Source organism: Brevundimonas sp. FG128 (genome assembly GCF_057809775.1).
The window spans coordinates 170,685-186,486 of the sequence record NZ_JBMDKP010000003.1; the positions used below are offsets into that span (position 1 = coordinate 170,685).

At 67.1% G+C, this 15,802-nt stretch carries 14 protein-coding genes; 6 read left to right on the forward strand and 8 right to left on the reverse strand.

Going from position 1 to position 15,802, the window contains the following annotated elements; genetic code table 11:
- The first annotated feature begins 64 nt into the window (after nt 1-64).
- The 3 genes from purH to ACODSC_RS09350 all read left to right on the forward strand — a co-directional run bounded on the left by purH (nt 65) and on the right by ACODSC_RS09350 (nt 5,040).
- Nucleotides 65-1,669 (forward strand): bifunctional phosphoribosylaminoimidazolecarboxamide formyltransferase/IMP cyclohydrolase, encoded by a 1,605-nt coding sequence (gene purH / locus ACODSC_RS09340; RefSeq protein WP_488813627.1) that lies wholly within the window; start codon nt 65-67, stop codon nt 1,667-1,669.
- A 156-nt stretch (nt 1,670-1,825) separates the two neighbouring features.
- Complete coding sequence (locus ACODSC_RS09345) at nt 1,826-2,725, forward strand: dienelactone hydrolase family protein (protein WP_488813628.1); 900 nt, start codon at nt 1,826-1,828, stop codon at nt 2,723-2,725.
- Nucleotides 2,726-2,955: 230 nt separating this feature from the next.
- The gene (locus tag ACODSC_RS09350; protein WP_488813629.1) at nt 2,956-5,040 is read left to right on the forward strand and encodes a S8 family peptidase; all 2,085 of its coding nucleotides are present in this window, start codon (nt 2,956-2,958) and stop codon (nt 5,038-5,040) included.
- A gap of 24 nt (nt 5,041-5,064) precedes the next feature.
- Here the strand turns inward: ACODSC_RS09350 and grpE are convergent, their stop codons facing one another.
- Together grpE and hrcA are read right to left on the reverse strand one after the other, a co-directional pair.
- Nucleotides 5,065-5,652 (reverse strand): nucleotide exchange factor GrpE, encoded by a 588-nt coding sequence (gene grpE / locus ACODSC_RS09355; RefSeq protein ID WP_488814055.1) that lies wholly within the window; start codon nt 5,650-5,652, stop codon nt 5,065-5,067.
- Nucleotides 5,653-5,693: 41 nt separating this feature from the next.
- Nucleotides 5,694-6,746: a heat-inducible transcriptional repressor HrcA gene (gene hrcA / locus ACODSC_RS09360; protein ID WP_488814056.1), complete on the reverse strand. Its 1,053-nt coding sequence runs from the start codon at nt 6,744-6,746 to the stop codon at nt 5,694-5,696.
- Between the two features lie 109 nt (nt 6,747-6,855).
- Here hrcA and rph point away from each other — a divergent pair, with 109 nt between their 5' ends.
- A complete protein-coding gene (gene rph, locus ACODSC_RS09365) occupies nt 6,856-7,581 on the forward strand; it encodes a ribonuclease PH (RefSeq protein WP_488813630.1) in 726 nt (241 codons plus the stop codon).
- A gap of 64 nt (nt 7,582-7,645) precedes the next feature.
- On the forward strand, nt 7,646-8,104 hold the full coding sequence (locus ACODSC_RS09370; RefSeq protein ID WP_488813631.1) for a hypothetical protein: 459 nt from the start codon (nt 7,646-7,648) through the stop codon (nt 8,102-8,104).
- Between the two features lie 10 nt (nt 8,105-8,114).
- Here the strand turns inward: ACODSC_RS09370 and glmM are convergent, their stop codons facing one another.
- Nucleotides 8,115-9,464 carry a phosphoglucosamine mutase gene (gene glmM / locus ACODSC_RS09375; RefSeq protein ID WP_488813632.1) on the reverse strand — a complete coding sequence of 450 codons (1,350 nt, stop codon included), beginning with the start codon at nt 9,462-9,464 and terminating at the stop codon, nt 8,115-8,117.
- Between the two features lie 182 nt (nt 9,465-9,646).
- Here glmM and glmS point away from each other — a divergent pair, with 182 nt between their 5' ends.
- On the forward strand, nt 9,647-11,461 hold the full coding sequence (glmS, locus tag ACODSC_RS09380) for a glutamine--fructose-6-phosphate transaminase (isomerizing) (protein ID WP_488813633.1): 1,815 nt from the start codon (nt 9,647-9,649) through the stop codon (nt 11,459-11,461).
- On the opposite strand, the gene ACODSC_RS09385 is transcribed toward glmS, so the two are convergent.
- From ACODSC_RS09385 to ACODSC_RS09405, 5 genes are all read right to left on the reverse strand, one after another.
- Nucleotides 11,422-12,090 carry a helix-turn-helix domain-containing protein gene (locus ACODSC_RS09385; RefSeq protein WP_488813634.1) on the reverse strand — a complete coding sequence of 223 codons (669 nt, stop codon included), beginning with the start codon at nt 12,088-12,090 and terminating at the stop codon, nt 11,422-11,424. The genes glmS and ACODSC_RS09385 overlap by 40 nt on opposite strands.
- A gap of 52 nt (nt 12,091-12,142) precedes the next feature.
- Entirely contained in the window at nt 12,143-12,886 is a 744-nt protein-coding gene (locus ACODSC_RS09390; RefSeq protein WP_488813635.1) for a Crp/Fnr family transcriptional regulator, read from the reverse strand.
- The gene (locus ACODSC_RS09395; RefSeq protein ID WP_488813636.1) at nt 12,883-13,143 is read right to left on the reverse strand and encodes a DUF6894 family protein; all 261 of its coding nucleotides are present in this window, start codon (nt 13,141-13,143) and stop codon (nt 12,883-12,885) included. Before ACODSC_RS09395 ends, ACODSC_RS09390 begins: the two co-directional genes overlap by 4 nt.
- A 62-nt stretch (nt 13,144-13,205) precedes the next feature.
- The gene (locus ACODSC_RS09400; protein WP_488813637.1) at nt 13,206-14,705 is read right to left on the reverse strand and encodes a phosphomannomutase/phosphoglucomutase; all 1,500 of its coding nucleotides are present in this window, start codon (nt 14,703-14,705) and stop codon (nt 13,206-13,208) included.
- 10 nt (nt 14,706-14,715) lie between these two features.
- Entirely contained in the window at nt 14,716-15,801 is a 1,086-nt protein-coding gene (locus tag ACODSC_RS09405; RefSeq protein WP_488813638.1) for a glycosyltransferase family 4 protein, read from the reverse strand.
- Between the last annotated feature and the right edge of the window lies 1 nt (nt 15,802).

A 15,802-nucleotide genomic window follows, 5' to 3' on the forward strand; every position in this document is an offset into this window, starting at 1 on the left:
CGGGGAGCCCGATTGGCGCTAGAGGGCGCGCCATCCTCCCCCAGCCTTCCACGGACGCCGCCTCATGCCCGCCGCTCCCGACTTTCCGCCCGCGCCCGATCAGGTGAAGCCGCAACGCGCCCTGATCTCCCTGTCCGACAAGGCCGGGCTGGAAGACGCCGCCCGCGCCCTGCATGACCTGGGCGTTGAACTGGTCTCGACCGGGGGCACCCGCGCGGCGATCGAAAAACTGGGCCTGCCGGTCAAGGACGTGGCTGATCTGACCGGCTTCCCCGAGATGATGGACGGCCGGGTCAAGACCCTGCACCCGGTCGTCCACGGCGGCCTGTTGGGCGTGCGCGACGCGGCAGACCACGCCAAGGCCATGACCGACCACGGCATCGGCGCCATCGATATCGTCTGGATCGACCTCTATCCGTTCGAATCCACCGTCGCCGCAGGCGGCTCGTTCGAGGCGGCGGTCGAGAATATCGACATCGGCGGCCCGGCCATGATCCGCTCGGGATCCAAGAACCACGGCTATGTCGCGGTCGCCGTCGATGGCGAGAGCATCGGCCTGATCCTTGAGGCGCTGAAGGCGGAGGGCTCGACCGATCTGGCCCTGCGCAAACGCCTGGCCGCCCGCGCCTTCGCCCGCACCGCCGCCTATGACGCCGCCGTCTCCGGCTGGTTCGCCCAACAGGTCGAGGACGTGGCCCCGGCCCGCAAGTCCATCGCCGGTTCCCTGGCCCAGCCCCTGCGCTATGGCGAGAACCCGCACCAGACCGGCGCCTTCTACCGCACCGGCGAGGCGCGTCCCGGCGTGGCCCATGCGACCCAGATCCAGGGCAAGGAGCTGGGCTACAACAATATCGCCGACGCCGACGCCGCCTATGAGTTGGTCGCCGAGTTCGAGGCCCCGGCCGTGGTCATAGTCAAACACGCCAACCCCTGCGGCGTGGCCGTGGGCAAGGACCTGTCCGAAGCCTACGCCCGCGCCCTGGAATGCGACGCCGTCTCCGCCTTCGGCGGCGTGATCGCGGTCAACCGCCCGCTGACCGGCGACGACGCCCGCGCCATCACCGGCATCTTCACCGAGGTCGTCATCGCCCCCGGCGCGGACGACGAGGCCAAGGAAGTCTTCGCCGCCAAGAAGAACCTGCGCCTGCTGATCACCGACGGCCTGCCGGACCCGCACGGGCCGGGCGAGGTGTTCCGTTCGGTCGCCGGCGGCTTCCTGGTCCAATCTCGTGATCGCTCGCTGATCAAGCCGTCGGACCTGAAGATCGTCACCAAGCGCCAGCCGACACCGACCGAGATTCAGGACATGCTGTTCGCCTTCACTGTGGCCAAACACGTCAAGTCCAACGCCATCGTCTACGCCAAGGACGGCCAGACGGCCGGCATCGGCGCCGGTCAGATGAACCGCCGCGACAGCGCCCGCATCGCCGCCATACGCGCCAAGGAGGCCGGCGAGGCGAAGGGTCTGGCCCATTCCCTGGCCGAAGGCTCGGCCTGCGCCTCGGAAGCCTTCTTCCCCTTCGCCGACGGTCTGCTGGAAGCGGTCGCGGCCGGCGCCACGGCGGTGATCCAGCCCGGCGGATCGATGCGTGACTCCGAGGTCATCGCCGCCGCTGACGAGAAGGGCATCGCCATGGCCTTCACCGGGGTTCGGGTCTTCAGGCACTGATCGTTGGGAAGAAGGGCGCTACCGCTCGACGCGCGGCGTTTCGCTGCTTGAGCGCCCTTCTCCCGGGTCGCGGGACCTTTGCGACGCGCCTTAACGTGACTGGACGCTCGGCGTCGGGCGTGATCGTCTGCGCGTCTGTTTCGCTGGAGCGCGCCCATGACCGTCCTGATCCGTCCCGAAGGCCAGACCGCCGACGACCTGAAGCTGAACCGCCGAACTTTGGGGGCGCTCGGGGGGCTGCTGTTCTCCGGCTATGCCGTCGCGGCCCTGGCCAAGGAGTCCAAGCCGATCACGACGGACGCGGACGGACTGGCGACCGAGGCGGTGACCTATGCCGCCCCCGACGGCTTCGAACTGCCGGCCTATGTGGCGCGGCCTGCCGGAAACGGGCCCTTCCCGGTCGTGGTAGTGGTGTCGGAAATCTTCGGCGTTCACGAATATATCCGCGACATCTGCCGCCGGCTGGCCAAGCAGGGCTACGCTGCGATTGCCCCCGCCTTCTTCAACCGCGTCGAAGATCCCGCGCCGTTGTCGGACATGGGGCGGATCATGCAGATCGTCGGGGCGGCGAATTATGAACAGGTGATGGGCGACCTGTCGGCGACGCTGGAATGGGCCAGCCAGCAGGGCTGGTCGAAAGACGGCAAGGTCGGGATCACCGGCTATTGCTGGGGCGGCAAGGTGGTCTGGCAGGCGGCGGCGCGCTTCGCCGCCATCGGCGCCGGCGTGGCCTGGTACGGCCGTCTGGCCCCCGCCGCCGATGCGACGCCGGTGCAGGTCTCGTCGGGTCAGCCCTGGCCGGTCGATTTGGCCGACGACCTCAAGGCGCCGGTGCTGGGCCTGTATGGCGGCAAGGACCAGGGCATTCCGCTGGCCAGCGTCGAGCGGATGCGCGAGGCCCTGGCCCGTGCGGGCCAGACCGGCAGCGAGATCGTCGTCTATCCCGACGCGCCGCATGGTTTCCACGCCGATTATCGCGCCAGCTATTCCGAGGCTGACGCCAAGGACGGCTGGTCCAAACTTCTGGCTATCTTCGATAAAGCGTTAAAGAATTAGGGCGTTAGTATCGTTACGGCTGCGGAGGGCGGCCCTGTGCGGAGGAGTTCGGGATGAGCGGATCGCGGCGTCGCGGGGCCATATGGCTCGGCCTGGGTCTGATGTTCCTGCCGCTCGCTGCGTGCGGAGGCGGCGGCGGTGGTGGTGGGGGGGGAGGCGGCACGATCACACCGCCGCCCCCGCCTCCTCCCCCGCCTCCTCCGCCTCCGCCTCCCCCACCGCCGCCGTCGGTGACCTCGAGCGAATATCTTCGGAACTACGGCCTGGCCAATATGAGGGCGGAGGTCGGCTGGCAGGCCGGCGCGACCGGTGACGGCGTCACGGTCGCCGTGGTCGATTCCGGCGTCAGCTCCACCCAAGCCGACCTGCAGGGCCGGATCTCGTCGGACTCGACCGATGTGGTCGCGGGACGCAACACCCCCTATGTCGCCAACGACAGCCACGGCACGCTGGTATCGGGCGTCATCGCCTCGAACTTCAATGGTCTGGGGACCATCGGGGTGGCCTATGAATCCACCATCCTGTCGATCCGCACAGACATCTCCGACTGCGATGACGAGGAGGATCAGGTCTGCTTCTCCAGCTCGGATCTGGTGCGCGCGCTCGACTACGCCGTCGCCCACGGGGTCAAGATCATCAACATGTCGCTGGGCGGCGACGGTCGTCTGGGGTCGGGTTTCGAGGCGGCCCTGCTTCGGGCGGTCAACGCCGGGGCGGTGATCGTCGCCTCGTCCGGCAACGACGGCGAGGCCAACCCGGGCTGGCCGGCGCGCTACGCCATCGATCCCCGCTTCGCCGGCGCCGTCATCGCGGTCGGGTCGCATGGCGAAAACAGCCTGATGTCGGATTTCTCGAACCGGGCCGGCGACACCGCCGCCGCCTATATTTCCGCGCCGGGCGAGGATGTCATCACCGGCTGCGACGGGACGCAGTGTTACCGGATCAACGGCACGTCCTTTTCGGCGCCGCACGTCTCGGGCGCCCTGGCCCTGCTGATGGACGCCTTCCCCAATCTGAGCGCGCGCGAGGCCCTGGCCATCCTGATCGACACGGCGCGCGACGCCGGCGATCCGGGTACGGACATCGTCTATGGGCGCGGCCTGCTGGACATGAGCGCCGCCTTCCAGCCCGTCGGCGCGACCTCGACCCCGATGGCGGACGGAACCTCGATCGTCGCCGAGAGCGAGCCCGGCAGTTTCGTCGGCGCCGCCTTCGGCGACGCCTTCTCGCGCCAGACCGCCCTGGAGACCGTGCTGTTCGACGGTTATGAGCGGATGTTCGCGGTCCAGCTGGGCGGAGCCTATCCGACAGCGCCCAGCCGCTCCTATCAGGCCGCGCCCTTCGAGCAGAGCACGACAGCGACCACCAGCCTGGCCTTGCCCGGGGGCGGACGGCTGAACCTGATCGCGGCCCAGCCCGGTCCGACGCCGGAACCCGTGGCGCCCCGACAGGACCTCTACAACGCCCCCTGGATGGGCGACGAGCCGCGCCAGGAGGCCATGCTGAACCTCGAGACCGGGCGGATGAACTTCTCGGTCTGGCAGGGCAAGGGCGGGGCGGTCTCGCCCTTCGACGGGACGGCGGGTGACGGTTTCGCGGCCCTGGCCCAGGCCGATCATGCGATGCGCGGCGCCATGCGGTTCGGGGCCGTGACCGTCTCGGCCGAAAGCGGCGGCGGCGATCGTCGCATGCCGCTGCGCCGGGTGGAGGGGGACGCCTCGACCTATAGCCGGGCCTCGATCGGATGGCGTGTCGCGGACGGCGGCTTGTCGTTCAGCGTCGGCGCCCTGGACGAGCGGCTTGGCCCCTTGGGCGCCTTCCTGCCGGGCGGGTCGGATTTCGCCCTGCCGTCGCGCACCAGCTTCTACGCCGTGGGCGGCGACTGGTCGTTGAGACCGAACCTGCGGCTGATCGGCGAGGCGGGGATGGGGTCCAGCCGGATCGAGGGACGGTTCCTGTCGATGGACCGGGCGGCGATCAGTTCGAATTGGCGGCTGGGTCTGCTGACGGGCTGTTCGATGGTCTGTGACCGGTTCAGCCTCACCCTGGCGCAGCCGTTGCGGATCGAGAGCGGGACCTTCTCGGCCTATCTGGCCGATGTGCCGATCGAATATTTCGATCCCCTGACCTATTCGCGCCGCAGCTTCTCGGCGACCCCCAGCGGACGGCAGGTCGATTTCATTCTGGGCGGCGAGCGTCGTCTATGGGACGGATCGAGCATGACGCTGCAAGCCGTGGCCAGCCGCGAGCCGCGCCATGTGGCGGACGCGCCGCCGGAGTTCGCCCTGATCGGGGCCTGGCGGCGTCAGTTCTGACCGACGCCGCCTGACGACCCTGGATCAGGCCTTGCCGTCGAAGGCCTGACCCTCGGCGGCCTGTGCGCCGCTGTAGGGGTTGGAGCCTTGCGCGCCCGACCCCTTGGCCGCGACGACCACCATGGCGGGACGGACGGTGCGGCCGAACAGTTCGAAGCCGGACTGCATGGTCTGGATCACCGATCCGCCGGGCACGGTGTCAGACGGCTGTTCCATCATCGCCTGGTGCAGATGCGGGTTGAAGGGCTCTCCCGCCTGGGGTGCGACACGTTTCAGCCCATTGCCTTCAAAGGCCTGAAGCAGGGCCTTCTGCGTCAGTTCCAGTCCGGTCACCAGACCGGCTGTGGCGCCCTCGGCGTCCTTGGGCGCGGCCATCAGGGCGCGCTCCAGATTGTCGGCCACGCCCAGCAGGTCCTTGGCGAAGCGCTGGATGGCGAAGGCGCGAGCGTCATTCTGCTGCGTTTCCGAACGGCGCTTAAGGTTCTCCATCTCGGCGGCGACGCGCAGGGCGCGGTCCTTCCACTCGTCACGTTCGGCGATGACGGCATCCAGCGGCGCCAGGTCATCTGACGGATGAGAATCCAGGCCGTGTTCAGCGTTGGTCTCGGCCATATCGGCGTCTGCGTTGAAGTCTTCGTTAAGGGGCTTGTCGCTCACTTGTCGTTCCCGTCCAGCATCCGGCCCAGCACCCGGGCGGTATAGTCCACCAACGGAATGACACGGGCGTAGTTCAGTCTTGCAGGCCCTATGACGCCGATGGCGCCCAGAACCCGTTGTCGGCCGCTCATATAGGGCGCCGCGATCACGGCGGAACCCGAAAGTGAAAACAACCGTGTTTCCGCGCCGATGAAAATGCGCACGCCCTGGGCCGCATCGACACCGTCCAGCAGGCCGATCAGCTGTTCCTTCTGCTCCAGGTCGTCGAACAGGACGCGGACCCGCTCCAGGTCGGCCAGCCCCTCGCCGTCCTGCAGCAGGTTGGCGCGGCCGCGCACGATCAGGGCGCGCTCACGGTCCGGCCCGCCGGACCAGGCGGCGAACCCGTCTTCGACCAGGCGGGCCGCGGTCTGGTCCAGTTCGCGTCTGGCGATTTCCAGTTCGTGCGTCATCTCCCGCTTGGCGTCGGCGAAGGGGCGGCCGCGCAGGCGCGCGTTGAGGAAGTTGGAGGCCTCGACCAGGGTGGACGGCGTGACGCCCGCCGACAGGGTCATGATCCGGTTCTCGACCGTACCGTCGTCGGCGACGATCACCGCCAGGGCCTGATCCCCGCCCAAAGCCACGAACTCCACGTGTTTGACGCCGGACTCGCGCACCGGGCTCGACACCACGCCCGCGCCACCCGCCAAGCCTGACAACAGGTTGGACGCCTCGTCCAGGGCGGATTCGAAGTTCCGGCCCCGCCCGGCCAGCCGCCCGTCGATCTCGCGCCGCTCCTCCTTAGTCAGGTCGCCGATCTCCAGCAGGCCGTCGACGAAAAGGCGCAGGCCCGCATGGGTCGGGATCCGCCCCGCGGACGTATGGGGCGAGGCCAGCAGACCGGCGAGGGTCAGGTCCTGCATCGTATTGCGGATCGAGGCCGGCGACAGGGCGATCCCGCCCAGCGACAGGGTGCGTGATCCGACCGGCTCGCCCGTCTCCAGATAGCTCTCGACGATCCGGCGGAAGATGTCCCGAGCGCGCGCATCCAGCCCCGCCAATCCCGCCAGGGACTGGGCGCCATCGAACGGCGGGGTTTTGGGGGCATACAGGCTCACGGTTTCAGGATAAGCACCGCCGCCACGGCTTCCAAGGCCAGACTTCCAAGGAGTGCTCTCAATGCGCCATTCGCAACGCACCGACGATCAACTGCGTCCCGTGACCATCGAGACCGGCGTCAACCGCTATGCCGAGGGCTCGTGCCTGATCACATTCGGCCACACCAAGGTGCTGGTGACGGCCTCGGTCGAGGAGAGCATTCCCGGCTGGATGCGCGGCAAGGGCCAGGGCTGGGTCACGGCCGAATACGGCATGCTGCCCCGCGCCACTCACACGCGCGGTCGCCGCGAGGCTGCGGCAGGTAAGCAGTCGGGCCGCACCCAGGAGATACAGCGTCTGATCGGCCGTAGCCTGCGCGCCGTGGTCGATCTGAAGGCTCTTGGCGAGCGTCAGGTGGTGCTGGACTGCGACGTCATCCAGGCCGACGGCGGCACCCGCACGGCCTCGATCACCGGCGCCTGGGTCGCCATCGCTTCGGCCCTGAACTATCTGCGCGACGAGGGCGTGCTGAAGTCCGATCCGATCCTGGACCAGGTGGCGGCCGTGTCGTGCGGCATCTGCAACGGCGTGCCCGTTCTGGACCTGGACTACGAAGAGGACTCCGAGGCCGAGGCGGATTCCAACTTCGTCCTGACCGGCGCGGGCCAGATCGTCGAGGTCCAGGCCACCGGCGAGAAGCGCGGTTTCTCGCGCGCTGAATTCGACCGGCTGTTCTCGCTGGCCGAGGTCGGCTGCACCGAACTGTTCGCCCTGCAGAAGGCGGCGCTGGCGGCGATCAAGCGATAAGGGGTTTCGCCTTGGGCCGCAGGCGGGCATCCTGACGCCGTTGGTCCTGACTGGAGGCAAGTCCATGCGTCGATCCCAATGGCTTTCGCTGGCCGCCTGCGCCGTGCTCATGGCCGGATGTCAGCCCTCCGGTCCCGGAGCGACCGCATCCAGCGATTCGGCGTCGAACCCCGAGGTGATCGATGCGGTTCCTCTACAGCCGGAAACCACGCCGGTCGCTCCGCCTGCCAAGGCGGAGGCTCCGGCTAAAGAGCCGGCAAAGCCAGCCGAGGAGCCCCAGGCCAGCATCCCCGAGGGGCCGGACATGGCGCCTCAGCCGGTTCCGGTCAGCGAAGTTCCGTGTCGTGAAGCCATCGGGGCCGCCGCCTCGGCCCGTCTGGTCGAGCGCTGCATCCAGGTCAGCCCGGCGACCCGCCCGCCCTGCAACGCCGCCAACCCTTGCGACCTGATCCAGGGCGAGATCGACCGGTCCTGCAAACTGTGGGAACGCGACGGCGACCCGCCGGCGGCGTGCAAGCCTTAAGGGCCGACCCTCAGCCGGCGGCGCGCACCGCGCCGGCGACATCGGCCACCACACGTTTCACCAGCGTCTCGTCGTCGCCCTCGGCCATGACGCGGATCAGTTTTTCCGTGCCCGACGGCCGAACCAGCAGCCGCCCCTGACCGTTCAGCGCCGCCTCGGCCTCGGCGATGGCGGCCTTGACCGCAGCGGTCTCCAGCGGCTTTTCAGCCGTGAAGCGGACGTTCTCAAGCTTTTGCGGGACGGGGTCGAATTGGCGGGCCAGTTCGCTCATCGGCTTGCCGGACTCGACCAGCACCGCCAGTACCTGCAACGCCGCCATCAGGCCGTCGCCGGTCGTGGCGTGGTCGTGCAGGATGATGTGGCCCGACTGTTCGCCGCCGATGTTGAAACCGCCCTCGCGCATCCGCTCCATGACGTAGCGGTCGCCGACCTTGGTCCGCTCCAGCGTCAAGCCTTCGGCCGTCATCCGCCGCTCCAGCCCCAGGTTCGACATGACGGTGGCGACCACGCCGCCGCCGGTCAGGATGCCGCGTCTGGCCCAGTCCAGTCCGACCAGAGCCATGATCTGGTCGCCGTCCACGACCTGGCCCTTCTCGTCGCAGATGATCAACCTGTCGGCGTCGCCGTCCAGGGCGATGCCGATGTCGGCGCGGTAGCGTTTGACCGCATCGACCAGGGTCGCCGGATGGGTCGAGCCGCACTCGGCGTTGATGTTGGTCCCGTTCGGGGTCACGCCGACGGGGAAGACCTCGGCGCCCAGTTCGAACAGGGTGGTGGGCGCGACCTTGTAGCCGGCGCCGTTGGCGCAATCGACGGCGATGCGCAGCCCTTGCAGCGTCAGCCGCTTGGGGAAGGCCTGTTTGGCGATCTCGATATAGCGGGCCTGGGCGTCGTCGATCCGTTTGACCCGGCCCAGCTTGTTGGACGGCGCCAGACCCTGGTCCAAGCTCTGGTCCATCATGGCCTCGATCTTCAGCTCGATCTTATCTGACAGTTTGTAACCATCGGGACCGAACAGCTTGATCCCGTTGTCGGCATAGTCGTTATGCGAGGCCGAGATCATCACACCAAGGTCGGCGCGCATCGACCGCGTCAGCATGGCTACTCCTGGGGTCGGCACAGGTCCGAAGGTGCGCACGTCCATACCGACAGAGGCGAAGCCGGCCACAAGAGCCGGCTCGATCGTATAGCCCGATAGGCGGGTGTCTTTGCCGATCACCACCAGATGGCGGCGGTCGTCGTCGGTGCGGAACAGTTTCCCGGCGGCCAGCCCCACGCGCAGCGCGACCTCGGCCGTCATCGGATAGGTGTTGGCGCGCCCGCGAATGCCGTCGGTGCCGAAGTATTTTCTGTCGCCCAAGGCTTGGTCCTTCGTCTGGCGGCTTCCGTAGCGGGAAACCTTCCGAAACCCCTTTTTTAGGTGCAGTCCGTCTTAAGATTGCATAGACGGCCAGTGGGGCTTGGTGTGTGGCTTAGCCCCGGATCGCCGCCAGTGCAAAGCGGCGCCCTGCCATTTCCCTATTTCCTTGGAGCTTCCAGCGCATGTGCGGCATCATCGGCGTCACCGGCAACGGACCTGTCGTACCCCGGCTGATCGACAGCCTGAAGCGGCTGGAGTACCGCGGCTACGACTCGGCGGGCGTCGCTGCGGTTGTCGACGGCGCGGTCGAGCGCCGGCGCGCCCAGGGCAAGATCCGCAATCTGGAAGCTGTCCTGGCCGAACAGCCGATGACGGCGACGGTCGGCATAGGCCATACCCGCTGGGCCACGCACGGCGCGCCGACGACGGCCAACGCCCACCCGCACAAGGCCGGGCGCGTCACCCTGGTCCACAACGGCATCATCGAGAATTTCGCCGAGCTGAAGGCCGAGTTGGCCGCCGAAGGCCATGTGTTCGAAAGCCAGACCGACACCGAGGTTATCGCCCACCTGCTGGACGCTGAACTGAACACGGGCCGCAGCCCTCTGGAGGCGTTCAAGATCACCCTGGACCGCCTGACCGGCGCCTATGCGCTGGCGGTGCTGATCGACGGCACAGACGACCTGATCCTGGGAGCCCGGCGCGGCAGCCCGCTGGTGGTCGGCTGGGGCGAGGACGAGATGTATCTGGGTTCCGACGCGCTCGCCGTCGGCCCCTTCACCCAGAAGATTTCCTATCTGGAAGAGGGCGATTACGTCGCCGTGACCAAGGCCGGCGCCCAGATGTTCGACGTGGCCGGAAAACCGGTCGACCGCGCGGTGGTCCAGGTCTCGGCGTCCTCGGCCATGGTCGAGAAGGGCGAGTATCGCCACTTCATGGAAAAGGAAATCCATGAGCAGCCCGACAGCGTTCAGCATACCTTGTCGGAATATCTCGATCTGGTGACCGGGACGGCCAAGATGAACGCCGTCGATTTCGCCGCCATCGACCGGATCCAGATATTGGCCTGCGGCACCGCCTTCTACGCCGGCCAGATCGGCCGTTACGCCTTCGAGAAGCTGGCGAGCCTGCCCTGCGACGTCGAGATCGCCTCCGAGTTCCGCTACCGCTCGCCGGCTGTGTCGCAAAAGACCCTGGCGGTCGCCGTCAGCCAATCGGGCGAGACCGCCGACACCCTGGCCAGCCTGACCTGGTGCAAGGCGCAAGGGTTGAACACCGCCGCCGTCGTCAACGTCCATTCCTCGTCCATGGCGCGCGAGGCGGCCGTGCTGTGGCCCACCCATGCCGGGCCGGAAATCGGCGTCGCCTCGACCAAGGCCTTTACCGCCCAGGTTGCGGCCCTCCTAGCCTTGGCCGTCGCAGCGGGCGTGGCGCGTGGGCGGATCGATGCGGCCCAGGAGGCCGAACTGGTCAAGGCTCTGTTCGAAAGCCCCCGCCTGATTGCCGAGGCCCTGACGATGGGCGACAGCATCCGCGCCGTCGTTCAGGATCTGGCCAAGGCCGACGACGTCCTGTTCCTGGGGCGGGGCGCCATGTTCCCCCTGGCCATGGAGGGCGCGCTGAAGCTGAAGGAGATCAGCTATATCCATGCCGAGGGCTATGCCGCCGGCGAACTGAAGCACGGCCCCATCGCCCTGATCGACGAAGAGACGCCGACCATCGCCCTGGCCCCGCTGGACGATGTGTTCGAGAAGACGGCGTCGAACCTGCAGGAAGTCGCCGCGCGCGGCGGGCCGGTCATCATGATCGCGCCGGAAAAGGCCCCCGATCCGCACGGCGCCGGCATCCGCCGCATCCACGCCCCCGACTGCCACCCGCTGATCGCACCCCTGGTCTATGCCGTGCCGGTGCAGCTGCTGGCCTATTACACCGCCGTTCAGAAGGGCACCGACGTCGATCAGCCCCGCAACCTGGCCAAGTCCGTCACGGTGGAGTGACCGCCGACGACGGCGTTGCGAAGGGCGTCGACGTCGATGATCTGGATGGCCCCGCGGCGCAGACGGATGGCGCCGAGGCCCTGAAGCTCGGTGCAGCCGGTCGAGACGCTGGCCCGGCGCACGGACATCAGGTCGGCCAGATCACTCTGGCGCAGCGCCACCGTGTCGCCTCCGCCGAGGTCGTGCACGTCCAGGATCAGCGCGCCCAGCCGCTGGCTGACCCGAAGACCGGCGTGCCGTGCGACCTCCGCTCGCAGCGCGGCGTTGCGACGTCGCAGATCGGCGACGGTCGTCTCGACCAATGAGGATTTATCTATTCGGTGCGCCAGCGTCCGCGCCGGCAAGGCCATGAAACGCCCCCGCGTCAGCCACAGGGCGGTCTCGACCTCGCCGTTCCCCAGCACGACGTCGAAATTCACCAGATCATCGCGCGACGCCAGGCCGCGTGACAGGGTCTCGTTCGGTCCCAATCGCGCGGCGACTCCGTCCAGGATCAAGGTGACCAGAGGTTCGCCGTCGCGGGTTGCGGCGGTGCGCTCGCCTGGAGCGGCGACGAAGGAATCGCCTTCGTCGAGCCCCTGGACCGCCAGATGAGACAGCAGGGAATGGGCCAGATTCGGATTCGACATACGCCGTCTAGATCGCGAAGCGGCGCCGTGCGCGATAACATGCGTTAAGGGGTCAGACCGGCTCGCACTGAAGCCTCAGATAGGTGGGGTCGAACTCGGCCATCTCAGCCAGCCGCCGCCAATCCAGGATATCGATCCGCCCGCCCGACCAGTTGACGACCCCTTCGCCGCGCAACTCCGAGACCAGACGGCTGACATGAACGGTCGATAGGCCGAGCGCATCGCCCAGGGCGGTCTGGGTCAACGGCAGTTCGAACGTCATCTCTCCTGTCTGGCCGACGGTCTGGAGACGCAGATAGAGTTCGCAAACCAGATGGGCCAGATGACCCAGGCCGCTGCGTCGACCCATGGCCACCAGCCACTGGCGGTGGATGGCGGCGTCGATGATGGTGTCCAGCCACAGCAGGCGGGTCAGGTGCGGATGGCGTTCGGTCACCTCGATCAGGGCGCTATGCGGGGCCTGGGCGACGACGCAGTCGGTCAGGGCGACGACGCCATGGTCCATCTGTTTCATCAGCAGGCTGTGCAGATCGATGAAGTCGCCCGAGATGTTGATCTCGGTGATCTGGCGCGCGCCGTCCGCCAGTGTCGAATAGCGTGCCGAAAAGCCGGAGATCAAAAGGGTGCTGTGTGTCGGTCGGGTGTGTTCGCGCACGATGTCCGATCCGGCCGCGACCGTCCGGGGGGCATCAAGCACCTTTTCCAGCGCGGCCACCTCTTCCGGCGAGACCCGGTCGCGCAGCGACAGTTTCTCGACCAGATTAGAGATTCGTGGGGCGGGGCGAAGCTTGATCATCGGGCGGCCTCCAAGGTCCATCCGTCCGGCGCCGTATCGGAGGCTGACGCCGTGATGCTGACGACGGTTTCGCCGTCTGCGTCCGTCACGATGACGGTGAACGCCTGCGTCGTCCAGAACGAAGCGCCGCGATAACGCAAGATTTCTCCGAGCACCGCCACCGCCTCCTCGCGCGCGGCCTCCACGCTCTTAAGCTCCTCGCCCTGTTCGTCGCGGATGCAATCGCCGTTCTGAGTATGGAAAAAATAGCGCGGCAACTGTTCCTCCGGAGGGCTCGTGCGGGAGGAAGCGGTCTTCGCGCAGAATGGTTCAGCGCCCTTCAGATTTCCTGGTTGAACGCGCCGATCTCGGGATAGGCGGCCAGGCGCGGCTTGATCTCCTTGCGGAACAGATCGCGCATGTCGTCCTCGGAGCGCATGCTCTCGACCACCACCACCAGTTCCGGCTTGTTCGACGAGGCGCGGACTAGGACCCAGGAACCGTCCTCCAGATGCACCCGCACCCCGTTGACGGTGATGGCCTCAAGGATCTTGCGACCCAGGATCGCGCCCCCGGCATCGGCCAGGTCGGAGTATTCCTTCACGATCCGCTCCAGCACCCCGTACTTCAGCTCGTCGTCGCAATGGGGCGACATGGTCAGGCTGGTCCAGGCGTCCGGCAGGGCGGCTTTCAGTTCGCTGAGTTTCTTGCCCGGGTTACGATCCAGCATGGCCAGGACGGCGCCGGCTGCGACAAGACCGTCGTCATAGCCATGGCCGAGGTCGCCGGCCATGAAGAAGTGTCCCGACTTCTCGAACCCGGCCAGGGCCCCCAGTTCGGCGGTCTTGCGCTTGATGTAGGAATGGCCCGTCTTCCAGTAGACGACCTCCGCGCCATTGGCTTTCAGGATTTCGTCCGTCTTGTAGAGGCCGGTCGACTTCACATCGACCACAAATGTGCTGTCCGGATAGACCTTGGACAGGTCGCGGGCCAGCATCAGGCCGATCTTGTCGGCGAAGATCTCCTCGCCCGTATCATCGACCACGCCGCACCGGTCCCCGTCGCCGTCGAAGCCCAAGGCCAGGTCGGCGCCCGTCTCGCGCACCCGCTGGGCCATCTGAACCAGCATGGCGTGATCTTCCGGGTTCGGATTGTATTTGGGGAAGGTGTAGTCGAGGTCGGTGTCCATCTCGATCACCTCGACTCCCATCCGGCGAAGCGCATCGGGTGCGAAGGCGCCCGCCGTGCCGTTGCCGCAGGCGCAGACCACCTTCAGCGGCCGCTTGATCTGAACCTTGGAGGCAACGTCGGCGACATAGGTCTCGCGGAAGTCCTCGATCCGGACCAGCCTGCCGCCCGGCCGGGCCACGCCTTCGCCGTTCAGTACGATCTCTTTCAGCCGGCTCATCTCTTCGGGGCCGAAGGTCAGGGGCTTGTTCGCGCCCATCTTCACGCCGGTCCAGCCGTTCTCGTTATGGCTGGCGGTGACCATGGCCACACAGGGCGCATCAAGTTCGAACTGGCCGAAATAGGTCATGGGCGACAGCGCCAGGCCCACGTCCAGAACCTCCATCCCGCCTTCAAGCAAGCCGAGGATCAGGGCTTGTTTGACGCTGAGGCTATAGCTGCGGAAGTCATGACCGGTGACGATCTTCGGCGGCGCGCCGATTTCGTGGACATAGGTCGCCAGGCCGAGGCCCAGCGCCTGGATGCCGAGGAGGTTGATCTCCTTTTCCAGAATCCAGCGCGCATCGTATTCGCGGAAACCGGTCGGCTTCACGAAAGCCAGGTTTTCATAGTCCGCAGTATTCGGCTGCAGGTCCTGCCTGGGCTTGAGCATCTTGTGCAGCTCAGGCGGCGGCACGCTTGCGAATGCGGGCGATGCGGCGAAGGCGGCGCCAGAAGCGGCCGCGTTCAGGCTCGGGGTAAGGCTGCAGGTTCTCGACGAACTGTTCCGCCGAAGCGCGCCAGCTGAACTTCTCCGCATAGGCGCGGACGACCTTCCGATCCAGATCCAGGCACTCGAGGCAGGCCGTCTTCAGATCCTTATTGATCGCCCCGGCGTTTGAACCTGGGATGATGTCGATGGGGCCGTGGGCGGGATAGGCGGCGACCGGCGTGCCGGCGGCCATGGCCTCCAGGATCACCAGGCCGAAGGTGTCTGTCCAGCTTGGGAAGACGAAGACGTCGGCGTCGCGGAAGCAGCGGGCCAGATCGTCGCCGAACCGGGCGCCCAGGAACTTGGCCTCAGGGTATTTTTCCTGAAGCTCGGCGCGCGCCGGGCCGTCGCCGACCACGATCTTGGTGCCCGGCAGGTCGAGTTCGAGGAAGGCCTCGATGTTCTTCTCCACTGCCACGCGGCCGACGTTGAGGAAGAAGGGCCTGGGCCAGTCCTTTCCGCCCATCTCGTCATAGATGCGCTCCAGGTCAGGATTGAACACGTCCGTGTCCACGCCGCGCGACCAGGGCGAGACGTTCTTGAACCCGTGCTCCACCAGTTCGTCGCGCAAGGTCGGCGTCGCCACCATCAGCCGGCCCGACGGCTTGTGGAACCATTTCATGTAGGCGTAGCCGACCTGAACGGGGATCGGGAAACGCGCCGAAACATATTCGGGGAATTTGGTGTGGTAGCTGGTTGTGAACGGCAGCTTCCATTCCACGCAGATGCGCCGCGTGGCGATGCCGATCGGACCTTCAGTGGCGATGTGGACAGCCTCAGGCTCGAAGGCCCGCAGCATCTCGCGGATCTCTTCTTCCGCGCCCAAGGCCAGCCGGATTTCCGGGTAGGTCGGGCAGGGTATGGTCTTGAACAGGCTGGGCTCGATGACCTCGACCTCATGGCCCATGCCGCGACATTCCGCGACGGTGCGCGTCAGGGTGCGGACGACGCCGTTGACCTGAGGCTCCCAGGCGTCGGTGGCCAAAACGATGCGCATG